The organism is Paracoccus stylophorae, assembly GCF_028553765.1.
Lineage (GTDB): Bacteria > Pseudomonadota > Alphaproteobacteria > Rhodobacterales > Rhodobacteraceae > Paracoccus > Paracoccus stylophorae.
The window spans coordinates 2,583,685-2,597,740 of sequence record NZ_CP067134.1; the positions used below are offsets into that span (position 1 = coordinate 2,583,685).

The 14,056-nt window shown below is 66.1% G+C and carries 12 protein-coding genes; 2 read left to right on the forward strand and 10 right to left on the reverse strand.

The annotated features are described in order from the left end of the window. Window positions 1-4: 4 nt before the first annotated feature. Window positions 5-898, forward strand: coding sequence for a LysR family transcriptional regulator (locus tag JHW45_RS12745; protein WP_272857979.1), 894 nt, complete (start codon window positions 5-7; stop codon window positions 896-898). Between the two features lie 4 nt (window positions 899-902). Here the strand turns inward: JHW45_RS12745 and JHW45_RS12750 are convergent, their stop codons facing one another. The 9 genes from JHW45_RS12750 to bhcA all read right to left on the reverse strand — a co-directional run bounded on the left by JHW45_RS12750 (window position 903) and on the right by bhcA (window position 11,574). Next, a complete protein-coding gene (locus JHW45_RS12750) occupies window positions 903-2,534 on the reverse strand; it encodes an acyl-CoA dehydrogenase family protein (protein WP_272857980.1) in 1,632 nt (543 codons plus the stop codon). Window positions 2,535-2,607: 73 nt separating this feature from the next. Then, window positions 2,608-3,861, reverse strand: coding sequence for a urate hydroxylase PuuD (locus JHW45_RS12755; RefSeq protein WP_419181801.1), 1,254 nt, complete (start codon window positions 3,859-3,861; stop codon window positions 2,608-2,610). 3 nt (window positions 3,862-3,864) lie between these two features. Further along, a complete protein-coding gene (gene uraH, locus JHW45_RS12760; RefSeq protein ID WP_272857981.1) occupies window positions 3,865-4,218 on the reverse strand; it encodes a hydroxyisourate hydrolase in 354 nt (117 codons plus the stop codon). A 202-nt stretch (window positions 4,219-4,420) separates the two neighbouring features. After that, window positions 4,421-5,767, reverse strand: coding sequence for an 8-oxoguanine deaminase (locus JHW45_RS12765; RefSeq protein ID WP_272857982.1), 1,347 nt, complete (start codon window positions 5,765-5,767; stop codon window positions 4,421-4,423). After that, window positions 5,757-7,247, reverse strand: a complete 1,491-nt coding sequence (locus JHW45_RS12770) for a nucleobase:cation symporter-2 family protein (protein WP_272857983.1) — start codon at window positions 7,245-7,247, stop codon at window positions 5,757-5,759. The genes JHW45_RS12765 and JHW45_RS12770 overlap by 11 nt, the downstream gene beginning before the upstream one ends. Window positions 7,248-7,281: 34 nt before the next feature. Further along, window positions 7,282-8,244: an iminosuccinate reductase BhcD gene (gene bhcD, locus JHW45_RS12775; protein WP_272857984.1), complete on the reverse strand. Its 963-nt coding sequence runs from the start codon at window positions 8,242-8,244 to the stop codon at window positions 7,282-7,284. Then, complete coding sequence (gene bhcC / locus JHW45_RS12780) at window positions 8,244-9,410, reverse strand: 3-hydroxy-D-aspartate aldolase BhcC (RefSeq protein WP_272857985.1); 1,167 nt, start codon at window positions 9,408-9,410, stop codon at window positions 8,244-8,246. Before bhcC ends, bhcD begins: the two co-directional genes overlap by 1 nt. 11 nt (window positions 9,411-9,421) lie before the next feature. Continuing rightward, window positions 9,422-10,384 (reverse strand): beta-hydroxyaspartate dehydratase BhcB, encoded by a 963-nt coding sequence (gene bhcB, locus JHW45_RS12785; RefSeq protein WP_272857986.1) that lies wholly within the window; start codon window positions 10,382-10,384, stop codon window positions 9,422-9,424. Next, window positions 10,384-11,574, reverse strand: coding sequence for an L-aspartate--glyoxylate aminotransferase BhcA (bhcA, locus tag JHW45_RS12790; protein ID WP_272857987.1), 1,191 nt, complete (start codon window positions 11,572-11,574; stop codon window positions 10,384-10,386). Before bhcA ends, bhcB begins: the two co-directional genes overlap by 1 nt. A gap of 187 nt (window positions 11,575-11,761) precedes the next feature. Between bhcA and bhcR the strand changes: the two genes are divergently transcribed. Next, window positions 11,762-12,562 (forward strand): HTH-type transcriptional regulator BhcR, encoded by an 801-nt coding sequence (gene bhcR, locus JHW45_RS12795; RefSeq protein ID WP_272857988.1) that lies wholly within the window; start codon window positions 11,762-11,764, stop codon window positions 12,560-12,562. Window positions 12,563-12,644: 82 nt separating this feature from the next. Here bhcR and JHW45_RS12800 read toward each other — a convergent pair whose 3' ends face one another. Continuing rightward, entirely contained in the window at window positions 12,645-13,946 is a 1,302-nt protein-coding gene (locus tag JHW45_RS12800) for an NCS2 family permease (protein ID WP_272857989.1), read from the reverse strand. Between the last annotated feature and the right edge of the window lie 110 nt (window positions 13,947-14,056).

The following is a 14,056-nucleotide window of genomic DNA, read 5'->3' on the forward strand; positions in this document are numbered from 1 at the left end:
AAGAATGTCGTATCTGGAAAGCCTGCGCGTGTTCGTCCGGGTGGTCGAGCTGGGGTCGATCACCGCCGGGGGACGGGATTTGCGGCTGTCCCCGGCCGTTGCCTCCAACCGCATCAAGGATCTTGAAAATCGCTTCGGCGTCAGGCTGCTGAACCGCACCACCCGCAAGCTGACCACGACCGAGATCGGGCGCGCCTTCTATGACCATGCCCGCCGCGTCATCGACACGCTGGACGAGGCCGAGGCACTGGTCAGCAGCTTTTCGGGCAAGCCGCAGGGGGTGATCCGGCTGACTGCGCCCCTGGGGCTGGGGCGGCGGCTGATCGCGCCGCTGATCCCGGCGTTCTGCGCCGACAATCCCGGCGTCGATTTCCGCCTGCGGCTGTCGGATCGCAACGTCAACATCGTCGAGGACGCCATAGATCTGGCCTTCTTTCTGGGCGAGCCGGCCGATTCGGCGCTGAAATGGCGCAAGATCGCGGATGCGCCGCGGGTGCTGGTGGCATCGCCCGAATACCTTGCCGCGCACGGAACCCCGCAAAAGCCCGAGGATCTGGCCGATCACAACTGTCTGCTGCTGCGCTATCCGCGCAGCCCGGAATATTTCTGGGTGCTGCAAACCGAACAGGGCCAGCAGAAGATGATGGTGAACGGGCGCTATGACACCGATGACGGCGACGTGCTGCGGTCCTGGGCGCTGGCCGGGCACGGCATTGCCAACCGCCCGCTTTACGAGATCCGCGACGATCTGGCGGCGGGCACACTGGTCAAGGTTCTGCCCGACGCGCCGCCCCTGCCCGGCCAGTTCGGCTGTCTGACGCCGCATCGGCGATTGCAGGACCCCAAGGTGCGCATGTTCGCCGATTTTGCCGTGCGCGAGCTGAAGAAGATCTTCTGACGGCCTAGCCGGAAAAGACCGTCTCCAGCACCGCATCCGCCGTTCCGGCAGGGATGGCACCGGCCAGCCGGCCCCGTCCGCCGCGCAGCCGCGTCCGGCAGAAGGCCGCGGCCATTTCGGCATCGGCCCGCCGCAGCAGGATCGACGCCGTCAGCAGCAGGGCGCTGCGTTCGACGAACCACCGCGCCTCGGCCTCGGGCGGCGTGTCGCGCCAGCGCGCGCGGTAATCGGCCAGCGCGGCATCGTAATCGGGCTGAAGCCCCGCGCCTGCATCCAGTTCGTCCGCCAGCACCTGCCCCGCCAGAGGTTCGCGCGCCAGCGTGCGCAGCGCGTCAAGGCAGATGATGTTGCCCGACCCTTCCCAGATGCCGTTCAGCGGCGCTTCGCGATACAGCAGCGGCAGCGGCGTATCCTCGACATAGCCCATGCCGCCCAGCACCTCCATCGCCTCGGCCAGAACCAGCGGACACAGCTTGTTCGACAGGTATTTCGCCAGCGCCACGCCGATCCGGGCAAAGGCGCGGTCCTGCGGTCGCTGCCCGTCGAAACTGGCCGCGACATGCAGCCCCAAAGCCAGCGCGCCCGCCATGTCCAGCGCCAGATCGCCCAGCACCGCCCGCATCAGCGGCTGGTCGATCAGGGGCCGCTGGAACACGCGCCGGTGCACCGTCCAGTGATGCGCCTCGCGCAGCGCCGCGCGCATCAGCCCGGCGGGCGCCATCGCCGTATCCAGCCTTGTGTGGTGCACCATCTGAAGAATGGTGCGGATGCCGCCGCCGTCCTCGCCGATCCGAAAGGCCAGCGCGTCGCGATATTCGATCTCGGCCGAGGCGTTGGACCGGTTGCCCAGCTTGTCCTTCAGCCGCTGGATCTGGATGCCGTTGCGCCCCTGTTCCAGCCAGCGCGGCACCAGAAAACAGGTCAGACCCGCATCGGTCTGCGCCAGCGTCAGGAACCCGTCGGACATGGGCGCCGAACAGAACCATTTATGCCCGGTCAACCGCCACGCATCGCCATCAGGGACCGCGCGGGTGGTATTGGCGCGCACATCCGATCCGCCCTGCTTTTCGGTCATCGCCATGCCAAGCGTTGCGCCGCGTTTTGCCGACACCGGCTGCACCGAAGGATCGTAATCCCGCGACAGCAGCTTTTCGCGCCACTCGCCGGGCAGATCCGCCGCACCCGCGATCACCGGCATTGCCGCATAGGTCATGGTCAGCGGGCAGCAATGCCCCGGCTCGACCTGGCTGGCCAGATAGACCATGGCGGCATGGGTCCGGTGCCCGTCCGCCCGGCCCCTGGCCCCGCCCTGCCACGCGATGGAATGATACCCGGCCCGTGCCGAGGCCTGCATGAAGCGGTGATAGGCGGGGTGGAAATGGACCTCGTCCAGCCGCCTGCCGCCGCGGTCGAACAGCTGCAGTCGCGGCGGATTGCGGTTGGCCTCGCGCGCGGCGTCGGCCATCTCGGCCCGGCCCAGCACAAGGCCATACTCGGCCAGCCCGTCCGCCCCCGCGACATCGCCCACCAGCCGCCGCAGCAGCGGATCGTCGGCCCACAGATCGCGGTCCCCCGGCACGGGCGGCTGGTTCGTCACGTCATGGGTGGCCAGATCGGCCCGGGGTTCCGGCGTCATCGTGGCGGGCTTTCGCGGTTGCGCGTTCCCCCGCAGGATAGGCCAGGATCGCCCGCCGCCCAAGCCCTCGCGGCTACATCCCCGCCAGATCGGCCCCGCCCGCCTGCCGGAACCAGCGGATGATGCGGGCGCGCTCCTCGCGCTCCATGAAGCTGACATTGGCGGGCGGCATCGCATCGGTCAGCCCCGACTGGACATAGATGTCGCGCGCCGCGCGCGCAATGTCGGCGGGGGTCTCCAGAAAGACCCCCTTCGGCGCGTGATAGATGCCTTCATAGCCCGGCTCGCGCGCGTGGCACATCGCGCAGCGGCCCATCACGATGTCGCTGACCTGATCGAAGCCCTCGGCATCGGCGAACCGCTGCTCGACAGGCGACAGGACGCGGGCCTCGGCGTCCTCATAGCTGTCCTGGTTCAGCCCGATCGAACTGAGCCACATCACCATCACGAACAGCACCGCCGTCACTGCCCATGTCCACCACAATTCGCCCTTGCGCGCGTGCATGGTGTTGAAGAAGTGCCGGATCGTCACCCCCATCAGAAAGATCAGCGCCGCGATCAGCCAGTTATACTGGCTGGCGAAGGCCAGCGGATAATGGTTCGACAGCATCAGGAACACGACCGGCAGGGTCAGATAGTTGTTGTGCGTCGAACGCAGCTTGGCGATCTTGCCGTATTTCGGATCGGGCGCGCGCCCGGCCTTCAGATCGGCCACCACGATGCGCTGATTGGGCATGATGACCAGAAACACGTTCGCGGTCATGATCGTCGCCGTGAACGCACCCAGATGCAGCAGCGCGGCGCGGCCGGTGAAGACCTGGTCGTATCCCCAGCCCATCACCACCAGCGCAACGAACAGCAGCACCATCAGCACGGTGGGCGTCTCGCCCAGCCTGGACTTGCACAGCGTGTCATAGATCAGCCAGCCGATGGCCAGCGATCCGCCGGAAATCAGGATTGCCTGCCATGTCGCCAGTTCCATCTTGGCCGGGTCGATCAGGAACAGATGCGCACTGGCCCAGTAGGTGACCATCAGCAGCGCCACGCCGCTGATCCAGGTCATGTAGCTTTCCCATTTGAACCAGGTCAGATGCTCGGGCATCCGCTCGGGCGCAACCAGATATTTCTGGATGTGGTAGAAGCCGCCGCCATGAACCTGCCATTCCTCGCCATGCGCGCCCTTGGGCATGTTCGGCGCCTTCGTCAGCCCCAGATCCAGCGCCACGAAGTAGAACGAGCTGCCGATCCAGGCGATGGCGGTGATGACATGCAGCCAGCGGATGGCAAAGGCAGACCATTCCCAGATGATGGTGTAATCGGGAATCATGCCTCAGCTCCCCCGATAGGTGGAAAACCCGAAGGGCGAGATCAGCAGCGGGACGTGGTAGTGGTCCTGCTGCGACATGCCGAAGCGGATCGGAATGACATCCAGAAAGCGCGGCGATTCCGCCGGCACGCCGGTCGCGTCCATCCATGCGCCGGCGTGGAACTCCAGCTCATAGATGCCGGTGCGGAACGCATCTTCGGGCAGGATCTGCCGGTCGGTGCGGCCGTCGGAATTGGTGGTCAGCCGCGCAAGTTCGGCCCGCTGCCCGTCTTGCAGACGGAACAGCGCCACTTCCATACCCTCGGCAGGCTTGCCGCGGGCGGTGTCAAGAACATGGGTCGTCAGGTAACCCGGCATATTCCCCTCCCCTGATTTTCGCTTCCAGATTGATAACCGATCCTCGCATCCGGACGAGATAGCCCGTCAGCAAGGCAGTCTTAAGATTTCGTAGACAATCCCCGTCGCATTCACCCTCGCACTCTTTCCAAATACCTTCGGGGGGTCCGGGGGGCAGACAGCCCCCCGGCCATCGCCGGGCCGTCAGGCCCGGCACCGCATGTCATCCCGCCAGCCGGGCCACGGCCTCTTGCGCGCGGCGCTGAAGGGCGCGCGGATCGGCGCTCAGCAGACGGTGATCGCGCACGATCGCGCGGCCCTGCACATAGACCGCGCGCGGCCGAACCGGCGCGCAGAAGACCAGCGCGGCGACCGGGTCCCATTGTCCGGCGGCGGGCAGATCGGCCACGTCCCACAGCACCAGATCGGCCTGCATCCCCGGCCGCAGCGCGCCGATATCGCGCCGCCCCAGAACCCGGGCGCCGCCCCGTGTCGCAATCTCCAGCACCTCGCGCGCGCCCATCGCCCCCGGCCCGTCGCGCAGCCGCGAGACCAGCATCGCCTGCCGCGCCTCCAGCCCCAGATGGCTGCAATCGTTGCTGGCCGAGCCGTCCACGCCCAGCCCCACCGGCACGCCCGCATCGCGCATCGCGCGCACCGGGGCGATGCCGCTGGCCAGCCGCGCGTTGGAACAGGGGCAATGCGCGACGCCTGTGCCGGTGCGGGCGAACAGGTCGATCTCTGGCTCCGACAGCTTGACGCAATGGGCATGCCAGACATCGTCGCCGGTCCAGCCCAGGCTTTCGGCGTAATCGCCCGGCAGCATCCCGAAATTCGCCAGGGAATAGCGGATATCCTCGTCATTCTCGGCCAGATGGGTGTGCAGCCGCACGCCCTTGTCGCGCGCCAGGATCGCCGCGTCGCGCATCAGCTCGCGGCTGACCGAGAACGGCGAACAGGGCGCCAGCCCGACCTGCACCATCGCGCCCTCGGCCGGATCGTGAAACGCATCGACGACACGTTCGCTGTCGCGCAGGATCGCGGCCTCATCCTCGACCAGCGCGTCGGGCGGCAGCCCCCCCTTGCTTTCGCCGATCGACATGGCGCCGCGCGTGGCGGTAAAGCGGAGGCCGATCTTGCACGCAGCCTCGATACTGTCGTCCAGCCGCGCGCCGTTGGGGAACATGTACAGGTGATCGGACGAACAGGTGCAGCCCGACAGCGCCAGTTCGGCCAGCCCGATCTCGGCCGACAGGCGGATATCGTCCGGCGTCATCCGCGCCCAGATCGGATACAGCGTGCGCAGCCAGCCGAACAGCGGCGCGTCCTGGGCATCCGGCACGGCGCGGGTCAGGGTCTGGAACAGATGGTGATGGGTGTTCACCAGTCCGGGCGTCACCACGCAGCCCGCCGCCTCGACCACCTCGGCACCCTCGCGCGGCAGGCCGAGGCCCGCCGCGACGATCTTTCCGTCCTCGATCAGCACGTCGCCGCCGGGGATCTCGGAGCGGGCGTCGTCCATGGTGACGACGACCTCGGCCCCGCGGATCAGCAGACGTTCAGTGGGCATCGGCTGCCTTGCCGGCCTCGCGCATCTCGGCCTCGTCGATATGGGGCGCGCCGTTGTAGAACCAGTTCAGCAGAACCGCGCTGATCGCGGCCAGCAGGATGCCCGAATGGATCAGCGGATGGATCGCATGCGGCATCCACTGGTTGAAATCGGGCGCGACCATCGGGATCATGCCGATGCCGACCGAGATGGCGACGATGAACAGGTTGTGCCGGTTGTGGACGAAATCGACGCGCGCCAGGATGCGCACACCGGTCGCGGCCACCATGCCGAACATCACCAGACCGGCGCCGCCCAGAACGGTGGTCGGCAGGCTTTCGACCAGCGCCCCCATCTTCGGGATCAGCCCCAGCACGATCATGATCGCCCCGCCCGCCACGCACACAAAGCGAGAGCGGATGCCGGTGACCCCCACCAGACCCACGTTCTGGCTGAACGAGGTATAGGGGAAGGTGTTGAACAACCCGCCGATGGCCGTGCCCAGACCGTCGGCCCGCAGACCCGCGGCCAGCGCCTTCTGCGTCATCGGCTTCTTGCAGATATCGCTGAGCGCCAGGAACATACCCGTCGATTCGATCATCGTGACCAGCATCACCAGCAGCATCGTCACGATCATGACCGGATCGAAGGTCGGCATGCCGAAATGCAGCGGCTTGATCAGCGCGAACCACTGCGCCTCGCCCACCTTGTCCACATGCATCATGCCCAGCATCGCGGCGACGACACCGCCGACGGCAATGCCGATCAGCACCGCGATATTGGCCATGAAGCCGCGCGCGAACCGCGACACCACCAGGATCGTGGCCAGTACCAGCAGCGCGATGACGATGTTCTTCGACGAGGCATAGGCCGGGTTGTCCACGGTCGCGGCCAGCTGCACGCTTGGCGGCACCTGTCCGGTGGTGCGGATCGTCTCAAGCCACGCGGCCGCTTCGGGATCGACCACATGGGGCGCGGTCGGCCCGACCTGAAGCCCGAAGATCCAGTTGATGCCGATGGGCATCAGGCTGATGCCGATGGTCAGGATCAGGGTGCCGGTGACGACCGGCGGAAAGAAGCGCAGCATCTTGCTGACGATGGGCGCGATCAGGATGCCGATGAGACCGGCGGCGATGATCGCGCCGAACAGGGCGCGCGCCCCCTCGTGCCCCGGCGTCGTCTGGGCGATGGCCACCATCGGCCCCACCGAGGCAAAGGTGACGCCCATCATGACCGGCAGCTTGATGCCGAAATACTGCGTTGCGCCAAGACTTTGGATGATCGACACGATCCCGCAGACGAACAGGTCGGCCGAGATCAGGAACGCGACCTCTTCGGGCGACAGTTGCAGCGCCCTTCCCACGATCAGCGGAACCGCGATCGCACCTGCATACATGACCAGCACATGCTGGAAACCTAGTGTGATGAGCTTCGGTGCCGGCAGCACCTCGTCGACGGCATGAACCGTCGGTGCGCCGGAATTGATGCTTGCATCGGACATTGCGGACCTCCCTTTCCACGGATGTCGGATTGTTTCAGATCGCGACCTCGATGGCCTTTCCTTGCTGTTTCGCCAGTTCGACAACGGCGCCCGCGACTGCAAGATCTTGCAGCCCGACCCCGGTGCCATCGAAAATGGTGATCTCGGCGTCGCCGCGACCCTCATGCTTGCCGATGACGACGCGGCCGATGGCGGTCACATCCTCGTCGGAAATCGTCTTCTGCGCCGCCGCATGCTGGAACTCGCCGATGCTGACCGACTGCGCGACCTCGTCGGTGAACAGCCGCGCCCGCGCGACCAGCGCCGGGTCAAGCTCCTGCTTGCCCTTGGTATCGGTGCCCATCGCGGCGATATGGGTCGGCCCCTTCACCTGCCCGTTCATCAGCAACGGCTCGAACGCCGAGGTGATCGAGATGATGACATCGGCCTCGGCCCCCAGGCGCGGCAGTTCGACCGCCTCGAAGGGCAGGCCCAGTTCGGCCGCGGTGTCGGCCAGCCGGCCCAGCATCTCGGGATGCGGGTTCCAGCCAAGCACGCGGTCGAAATCCGCGATCCGCGCGGCGGCCTGCATCTGGAACGCCGACTGGTGGCCCGCGCCGATCAGGCCCAGCACGCGGGCACCTTCAGGCGCCAGATGCCTGATCGACACCGCGCTGGCGGCGGCGGTGCGCAGCGCTGTCAGCAGGTTGCCGCCCACGGCGGCCGCCACGCGGCCCGTATCGGGATCGAACAGGAACACCGTCGACTGGTGGTTGATCAGCCCGTGCTTCTGGTTGTTGGGCCAATAGCCGCCCGCCTTCAGCCCCAGATTCAGCGCAGATCTGTCGAAGCCGCCCTTGAAGCCGTACAGCGCGTCCTCGTATCCGATGGCCTCGCGCACCACGGGGAAGTTGTAGGCATCCCCCCGCGCCATCGCGGCGAACACCGCCTCGACCGCGTCGAACGCGGCCTCGGCGGTCATCAGCCCGGCAATCTCACTTTCCGGAACGACCCACATCAATAGGCCTTTCCGCGGGCGCTGACCGGCCACAGGGTTTCGACCTTGCCGCCCCGCACGCCCACATACCAGTCGTGGATATTGGCGGTCGGATCGCAGTGGCCCGGGACCAGCTTCAGCTTTTCGTTGATCTTCAGCACGCCCTTGGGGTCGGCGACGACGCCGTGTTCGTCCGAACACTTGATGTATTCCACATCGTCGCGCCCATAGATGAAGGGCAGGCCCGAATCGACGGATTGCGCCTTCAGCCCGGCATCGACGATGGCCTTGTCGGGTTTCGCATGGCTCATCACGCTGGTCAGGATGAAGAACGCGTTTTCCCATTCGCCGGCGTCGATGCGGTTGCCGTCCTTGTCCAGGATGCGCCCGTAATCGGCATCCATGAAGGCGTAGGAGCCGCACTGCAATTCGTTGTAGACGCCCGAATTGCTTTCAAAGTAATAGCTGCCGGTGCCGCCGCCCGAGACCAGATCGGTTTCGATCCCCTCGGCCTTCAGCGCGTCGACCGCGTCCTTGACCTGCGCGATGGCCTTGTCCAGCTTGGCCTTGCGGTCCTCGAAGCTGTCCATGTGCTGCATCGCACCCTGATAGGCCTGGATGCCGCGATAGGTCAGGTTCTTTGCGTCCCGCGCGGCCTTGGCGATCTCGACCACAGCCTCGGTCGTGGTCACGCCGCAGCGGCCGGCGCCGCAGTCGATCTCGACGAAGATGCCCAGTTCGGTGCCATGCTTCTGCGCCGCCTGCGACAGGTCGGCGATGTTGTCCACATCGTCGACGCAGACGATCACCTCGCCGCCGCTCCGCTTGGGCAGCTGCGCCAGACGGTCGATCTTGAGCGGGTCGCGGACCTGGTTCGATACCAGGATTTCCTTGATGCCGGCGCGGGCGAACACCTCGGCCTCGCTGACCTTCTGGCAGCAGACGCCGACGGCGCCGCCCAGATCCATCTGCAATTTCAGCACGTCGACCGATTTGTGCATCTTGCCATGGGCGCGGTGACGCATGCCGTGCGCCTTGGCATAGTCGCCCATCTTCTTGATGTTACGCTCCAGCGCGTCCAGATCGAGGATCAGGCACGGCGTCTGGATATCTGCCTCGTCCATGCCGGGCACGGCGGGGATGTCGAAGCCGACTTCGAGATTGTCGAAATTGGTGGGTGCGTTCATGTTACCTCTCCTCAGGTCCAGGGCAGCTTGTCCAGGTCGACATTGCCGCCCGTGATGATGACGCCGACCCGCTTGCCGGCAAATCTGTCGCGGTTCTTCAGGATCGTGGCCAGCGGCACGGCGCTGCTGGCCTCAAGCACGATCCGCAGATGTTTCCAGCCGATCTTCATGGCCTCGACGATCTCGTCCTCGGACGCGGTCAGGATGTCCGAGACGTGGTTGCTGACGAAATGCCAGGTCAGATCCTTCAGCGGCACCAGAAGCCCGTCCGCGATGGTCTTGGGCGCATCGTCGGCGATGATGTGGCCGGCCTTGAAGCTGCGATAGGCGTCGTCGGCCTGTTCGGGTTCGGCCGCGATCACCTTCGTCTCGGGCGCCAGCGTTGCCAGCGTCAGGCAGGTTCCCGAGATCATGCCGCCCCCGCCGATGGGCGCCATGACGATGTCCAGCCCATCGGTCTGCTCCATGAACTCGCGCGCGCAGGTGCCCTGACCCGCGATCACGCGCGGATCGTTGTAGGGATGGACGAAATCGCCGCCGGTTTCCTCTTGCACGCGGGCGAAGGTCGCCTCGCGCGAACTGGTCGAGGGGTCGCATTCGGTGATCTGGCCGCCATAGCGCGCGACGGTGTCCTTCTTGGCCTGCGGCGCGGTGCGCGGCATTACGACGTTGCAGGGAATCCCCCGCCGCATCGCCGCATAGGACAGGCAGGAGGCGTGGTTGCCCGAGGAATGGGTGGCCACGCCGCGCTTCGCCTGTTCCTCGCTCAGCCCGAAGACGGCATTGCTGGCGCCGCGGACCTTGAAGGCCCCCGGCTCCTGGAAATTCTCGCATTTGAAGAACAGCTGCGCGCCGGTCAACTCGTTCAGGTAATCCGAGGTGCGGATCGGCGTGCGGCGGATATGCGGCTTGATCCGCTCATGCGCGGCCAGCATGTCCTCATAGGTCGGAATGACCATCTGGCGGTCTTTCATCACGCGGCCGCCTTCTGCGCCGCCGCGGCGCTTTGACGGTAATGTTCCTGCGCGGCAGCGACGCCGCTGCCCAGCTTCACGTTCATGCCCAGATCGACCATGACCATCTCGGCCGTGGCGATGCCCGACAGCGCCATGACATCGGTCAGGCTGCCCAGATGGCCGATGCGGAACACCTTGCCCGCGACATCGCCCAGACCGGTGCCGAAGGCCACGCCATAGGCGTTCAGCGCGTGGCTGACGACCTTGTTGCCGTCAATGCCCTCGGGCACGCGGATGGCGCTGACGCTGTCGGAATAAAGCTCGGGGCGCAGCGCGCACAGTTTCAGACCCCACGCATCGACGGCGCGGCGAACGCCCTCGGCGATGCGGTGATGGCGGGCGAAGACGTTTTCCAGCCCTTCGTCCAGCAGCATCCGGCAGGACACGTTCAGCCCGTTCAGCAGGCCGACCGGCGGCGTATAGGGATAGCCGTTATTGGCATAGCCCTTTGCCATGTCGCGCACGTCGAAATAGGTGCGGAACAGTGTCGCGGTCTCGGTCGCCTGCATCGCCTTGGGCGAAAAGCCGACAATGCCAAGGCCGGGGGGCAGCATGAAGCCCTTTTGCGAGCCGGTGACGGCCACGTCGACGCCCCATTCGTCCATGCGGAAATCATAGCACCCGATCGAGCTGACGCCATCGACGAACAGCATCGCGGGATGGTTCGCGCTGTCCAGCGCGCGGCGCACGGCGGCGATGTCGGATTTCACGCCGGTCGCGGTTTCGTTATGCGTGGCCAGCACGACCTTGATCCGGTGTTCCTTGTCGGCGGTCAGGATCTCTTCGAACTTGTCGGCCGGAACGCCGTCGCCCCATTCCTGCGTGACCACCTGAACGTCCAGCCCGTGCCGCTGGCACATGTCGATCCAGCGATGGCTGAACATGCCGTTGCGCGTGGCCAGCACCTTGTCGCCCGGCGACAGCGTGTTGGTGATCGCGGTCTCCCATCCGCCGGTGCCGGTCGAGGGGAACACGAACACCTGCCCCTCGGTCGTCTTCAGCACCTTCTTGACGCCCTCAAGCGCGGGATGAAGGATCTTGCCGAACAGCGGGCTGCGATGGTCGATCGTGGGCATGTCCACGGCCTTGCGCAGCACCTCGGGGATGTTGGTCGGGCCGGGGATGAAAACGGGGTTCTGGCTGGTCATGACGATTCCTCCTGCGGGTCAACATCAAACCTAGCTGGTGATCCGCAATCCCACAATTTTTCTGGAAATGTTTTCCGACCTGCGAAAATATGCTGGAAAACCGCGTCGAAACATGACGTTGTGTTTTTCCACTTGCGATCGGCGATTTTCGCGGGAATCAGGATGCATTGTTAACCGGGGGAGAAGAATGGCCGAACCGACACGCAAACGCGGCCGCCCGCGCAGCGCACCGGACAGCGCGGGTACCATCCTGGCGCTGGACCGGGCGCTGGACATTCTGGACCTGCTGGCGGCCCAGCCCGGCCTGACCCTGTCCGAGGTGGCCGAGAAATCGGACCAGTCGCCCTCGACCGTGCATCGGGTGCTGCACACGCTGGCCGCGCGCGGCGTCGCGGAAACCGATCCGGCGACCCAGACCTGGCATATCGGCCCCGCCACGTTTCGCCTGGGGTCGGCGTTCATGCGGCGGTCGGGGATTGTGGAGCGCGCCCGGCCGGTGCTGCGCGCGCTGATGGAACATACGGGCGAGACGGCCAATCTGGGCATCCTGAACGGCGATGCGGTGCTGTTCGTCAGCCAGGCCGAAACGCACGAGACGATCCGCGCCTTCTTTCCGCCCGGCACCCGGTCGCCGCTGCACGCCTCGGGGATCGGCAAGGCGCTGCTGGCCTTCGGGCGGCCCGAAACCCTGACGGCGCTGCTGGAACAGGCGCCGCTGAAGCGGTTCACCGACAAGACCCTGACCACGGCCGAGGCGCTTGGCGAAGACATGGCGCGTATCCGCCAACGCGGATTCGCCTTCGACGACGAGGAAAAGACCCGCGGCATGCGCTGCATCGCCGCCCCCGTCTTCGACCTGACCGGCGAGGCGGTCGCGGGGATCAGCGTCAGCGGGCCCAGCCACCGGATCGGACCGGCCCATGTCAAGACATTGGGGGCGGCCGTCGCCGCGGCGGCAGGCGATCTGACGCAGGCTTTGGGCGGCTAGACCACGCCCGGAACGTTCCCCCCAAACGGCAAACGCCCCGCCGGCAGATGGCGGGGCGTCGGCGCAGAATGGCGCGGCGCGATCACCCTTCGGGGAAGAAGGCGAAGCGGATCACGAACAGCGCAGCGACGATCCAGGTCGCGGCATGAACCTCGCGCGCGCGGCCGGTCAGCAGCTTCAGCACCGCATAGCTGACAAAACCGAAGGCAAGCCCGTTGGCGATGGAATAGGTGAACGGCATCGCGATCGCGGTCAGCACGGCGGGCGCGCTTTCGGTCACGTCGTCCCAGTCGATCTCGACCATCTCGCGCACCATCAGCGACGCGACATACAGCAGCGCGGGCGCGGTGGCATAGGCGGGCACCGCCCCCGCCAGCGGCGCAAAGAACATCGCCAGCACGAACAGCCCCGAGACGACCAGCGCGGTCAGCCCGGTGCGCCCGCCCGCAGCCACGCCCGACGCGCTTTCGGCATAGGCGGTGGTCGAGGACGTGCCCAGCACCGAACCGGCCAGGATCGCGGTCGAATCCGCCATCAGCGCGCGGCCCAGGTTGCGGTTGCGATGCGCCGGCCCCTCGACCAGCAATCCGGCGCGCTTGGCCACGCCGATCAGCGTGCCGGTGGCGTCGAAGATCTCGACCAGCACCATGACCAGCACGACATGGAAAATGCCAAAGCTGAGCGCGCCCAGAAGATCCAGCTGCAGGAAGGTGGGCGCGATCGAGGGCGGCGCGGACATGATGCCGCCGAACTGGCTGACCCCCAGCAGGATCGAGGCGGCGGTGATGACCAGGATACCGATCAGGATCGAGCCGGGAACCTTCAGCGCATCCAGCGCGGCGATGATGAAGAACCCCGCAATCGTCAGCAACGCCCCGCTTTCGGTCAGATCGCCCAGCATCACGAACGTGGCCGGGCTGGCCACCACGATGCCCGACGATTTCAGCGCGATGATCGCAAGGAACAGGCCGATCCCCGCCGCGATGGCGCTGCGCATCGACAGCGGAATCCCCTCGATCAGCCAGCGCCGTATGCCCGTCACCGACAGGAACAGGAAGATCAGGCCGCTGATGAAGACCGCGCCCAGGGCCTGCTGCCAGGTAAAGCCCATCGCGCCGACCACGGTGAAGGCGAAGAAGGCGTTCAGCCCCATGCCCGGCGCCATGCCGATGGGCCAGTTCGCCCAGAACCCCATCACCGCCGACCCGATGGCCGCAGCCAGGCAGGTGGCGACGAACACCGCGTCCCGGTCCATCCCGGTCGAGGACAGGATGTCGGGGTTCACGAAGATGATATAGGCCATCGTCAGGAAGGTGGTGATCCCCGCGACCACCTCGGTCCTGACATTGCTGCCGTGTTCGGACAGCTTGAAATAACGATCCATTGATATTCCTCCCCGCGGCTTTTTCCGTGCCGCCATGCGAAAAGCTTATGGGGCGGTTCACGACGCCCGCAATCGCCCGCAGCCCGCAAGTCTTTCAACGATGTCTTGAA

What these genes read in the sequence shown, in the direction of transcription:
- bhcD (WP_272857984.1), bottom strand. Translation starts at nt 8,244, where the DNA reads ATGTGGGTCGTTCCGGAAAGTGAGATTGCCGGGCTGATGACCGCCGAG.
- bhcB (WP_272857986.1), bottom strand. Translation starts at nt 10,384, where the DNA reads ATGAAAGACCGCCAGATGGTCATTCCGACCTATGAGGACATGCTGGCC.
- JHW45_RS12765 (WP_272857982.1), bottom strand. Translation starts at nt 5,767, where the DNA reads ATGCCCACTGAACGTCTGCTGATCCGCGGGGCCGAGGTCGTCGTCACC.
- bhcA (WP_272857987.1), bottom strand. Translation starts at nt 11,574, where the DNA reads ATGACCAGCCAGAACCCCGTTTTCATCCCCGGCCCGACCAACATCCCC.
- bhcC (WP_272857985.1), bottom strand. Translation starts at nt 9,410, where the DNA reads ATGAACGCACCCACCAATTTCGACAATCTCGAAGTCGGCTTCGACATC.
- uraH (WP_272857981.1), bottom strand. Translation starts at nt 4,218, where the DNA reads ATGCCGGGTTACCTGACGACCCATGTTCTTGACACCGCCCGCGGCAAG.
- bhcR (WP_272857988.1), top strand. Translation starts at nt 11,762, where the DNA reads ATGGCCGAACCGACACGCAAACGCGGCCGCCCGCGCAGCGCACCGGAC.
- JHW45_RS12745 (WP_272857979.1), top strand. Translation starts at nt 5, where the DNA reads ATGTCGTATCTGGAAAGCCTGCGCGTGTTCGTCCGGGTGGTCGAGCTG.
- JHW45_RS12800 (WP_272857989.1), bottom strand. Translation starts at nt 13,946, where the DNA reads ATGGATCGTTATTTCAAGCTGTCCGAACACGGCAGCAATGTCAGGACC.
- JHW45_RS12750 (WP_272857980.1), bottom strand. Translation starts at nt 2,534, where the DNA reads ATGACGCCGGAACCCCGGGCCGATCTGGCCACCCATGACGTGACGAAC.
- JHW45_RS12770 (WP_272857983.1), bottom strand. Translation starts at nt 7,247, where the DNA reads ATGTCCGATGCAAGCATCAATTCCGGCGCACCGACGGTTCATGCCGTC.
- JHW45_RS12755 (WP_419181801.1), bottom strand. Translation starts at nt 3,861, where the DNA reads ATGATTCCCGATTACACCATCATCTGGGAATGGTCTGCCTTTGCCATC.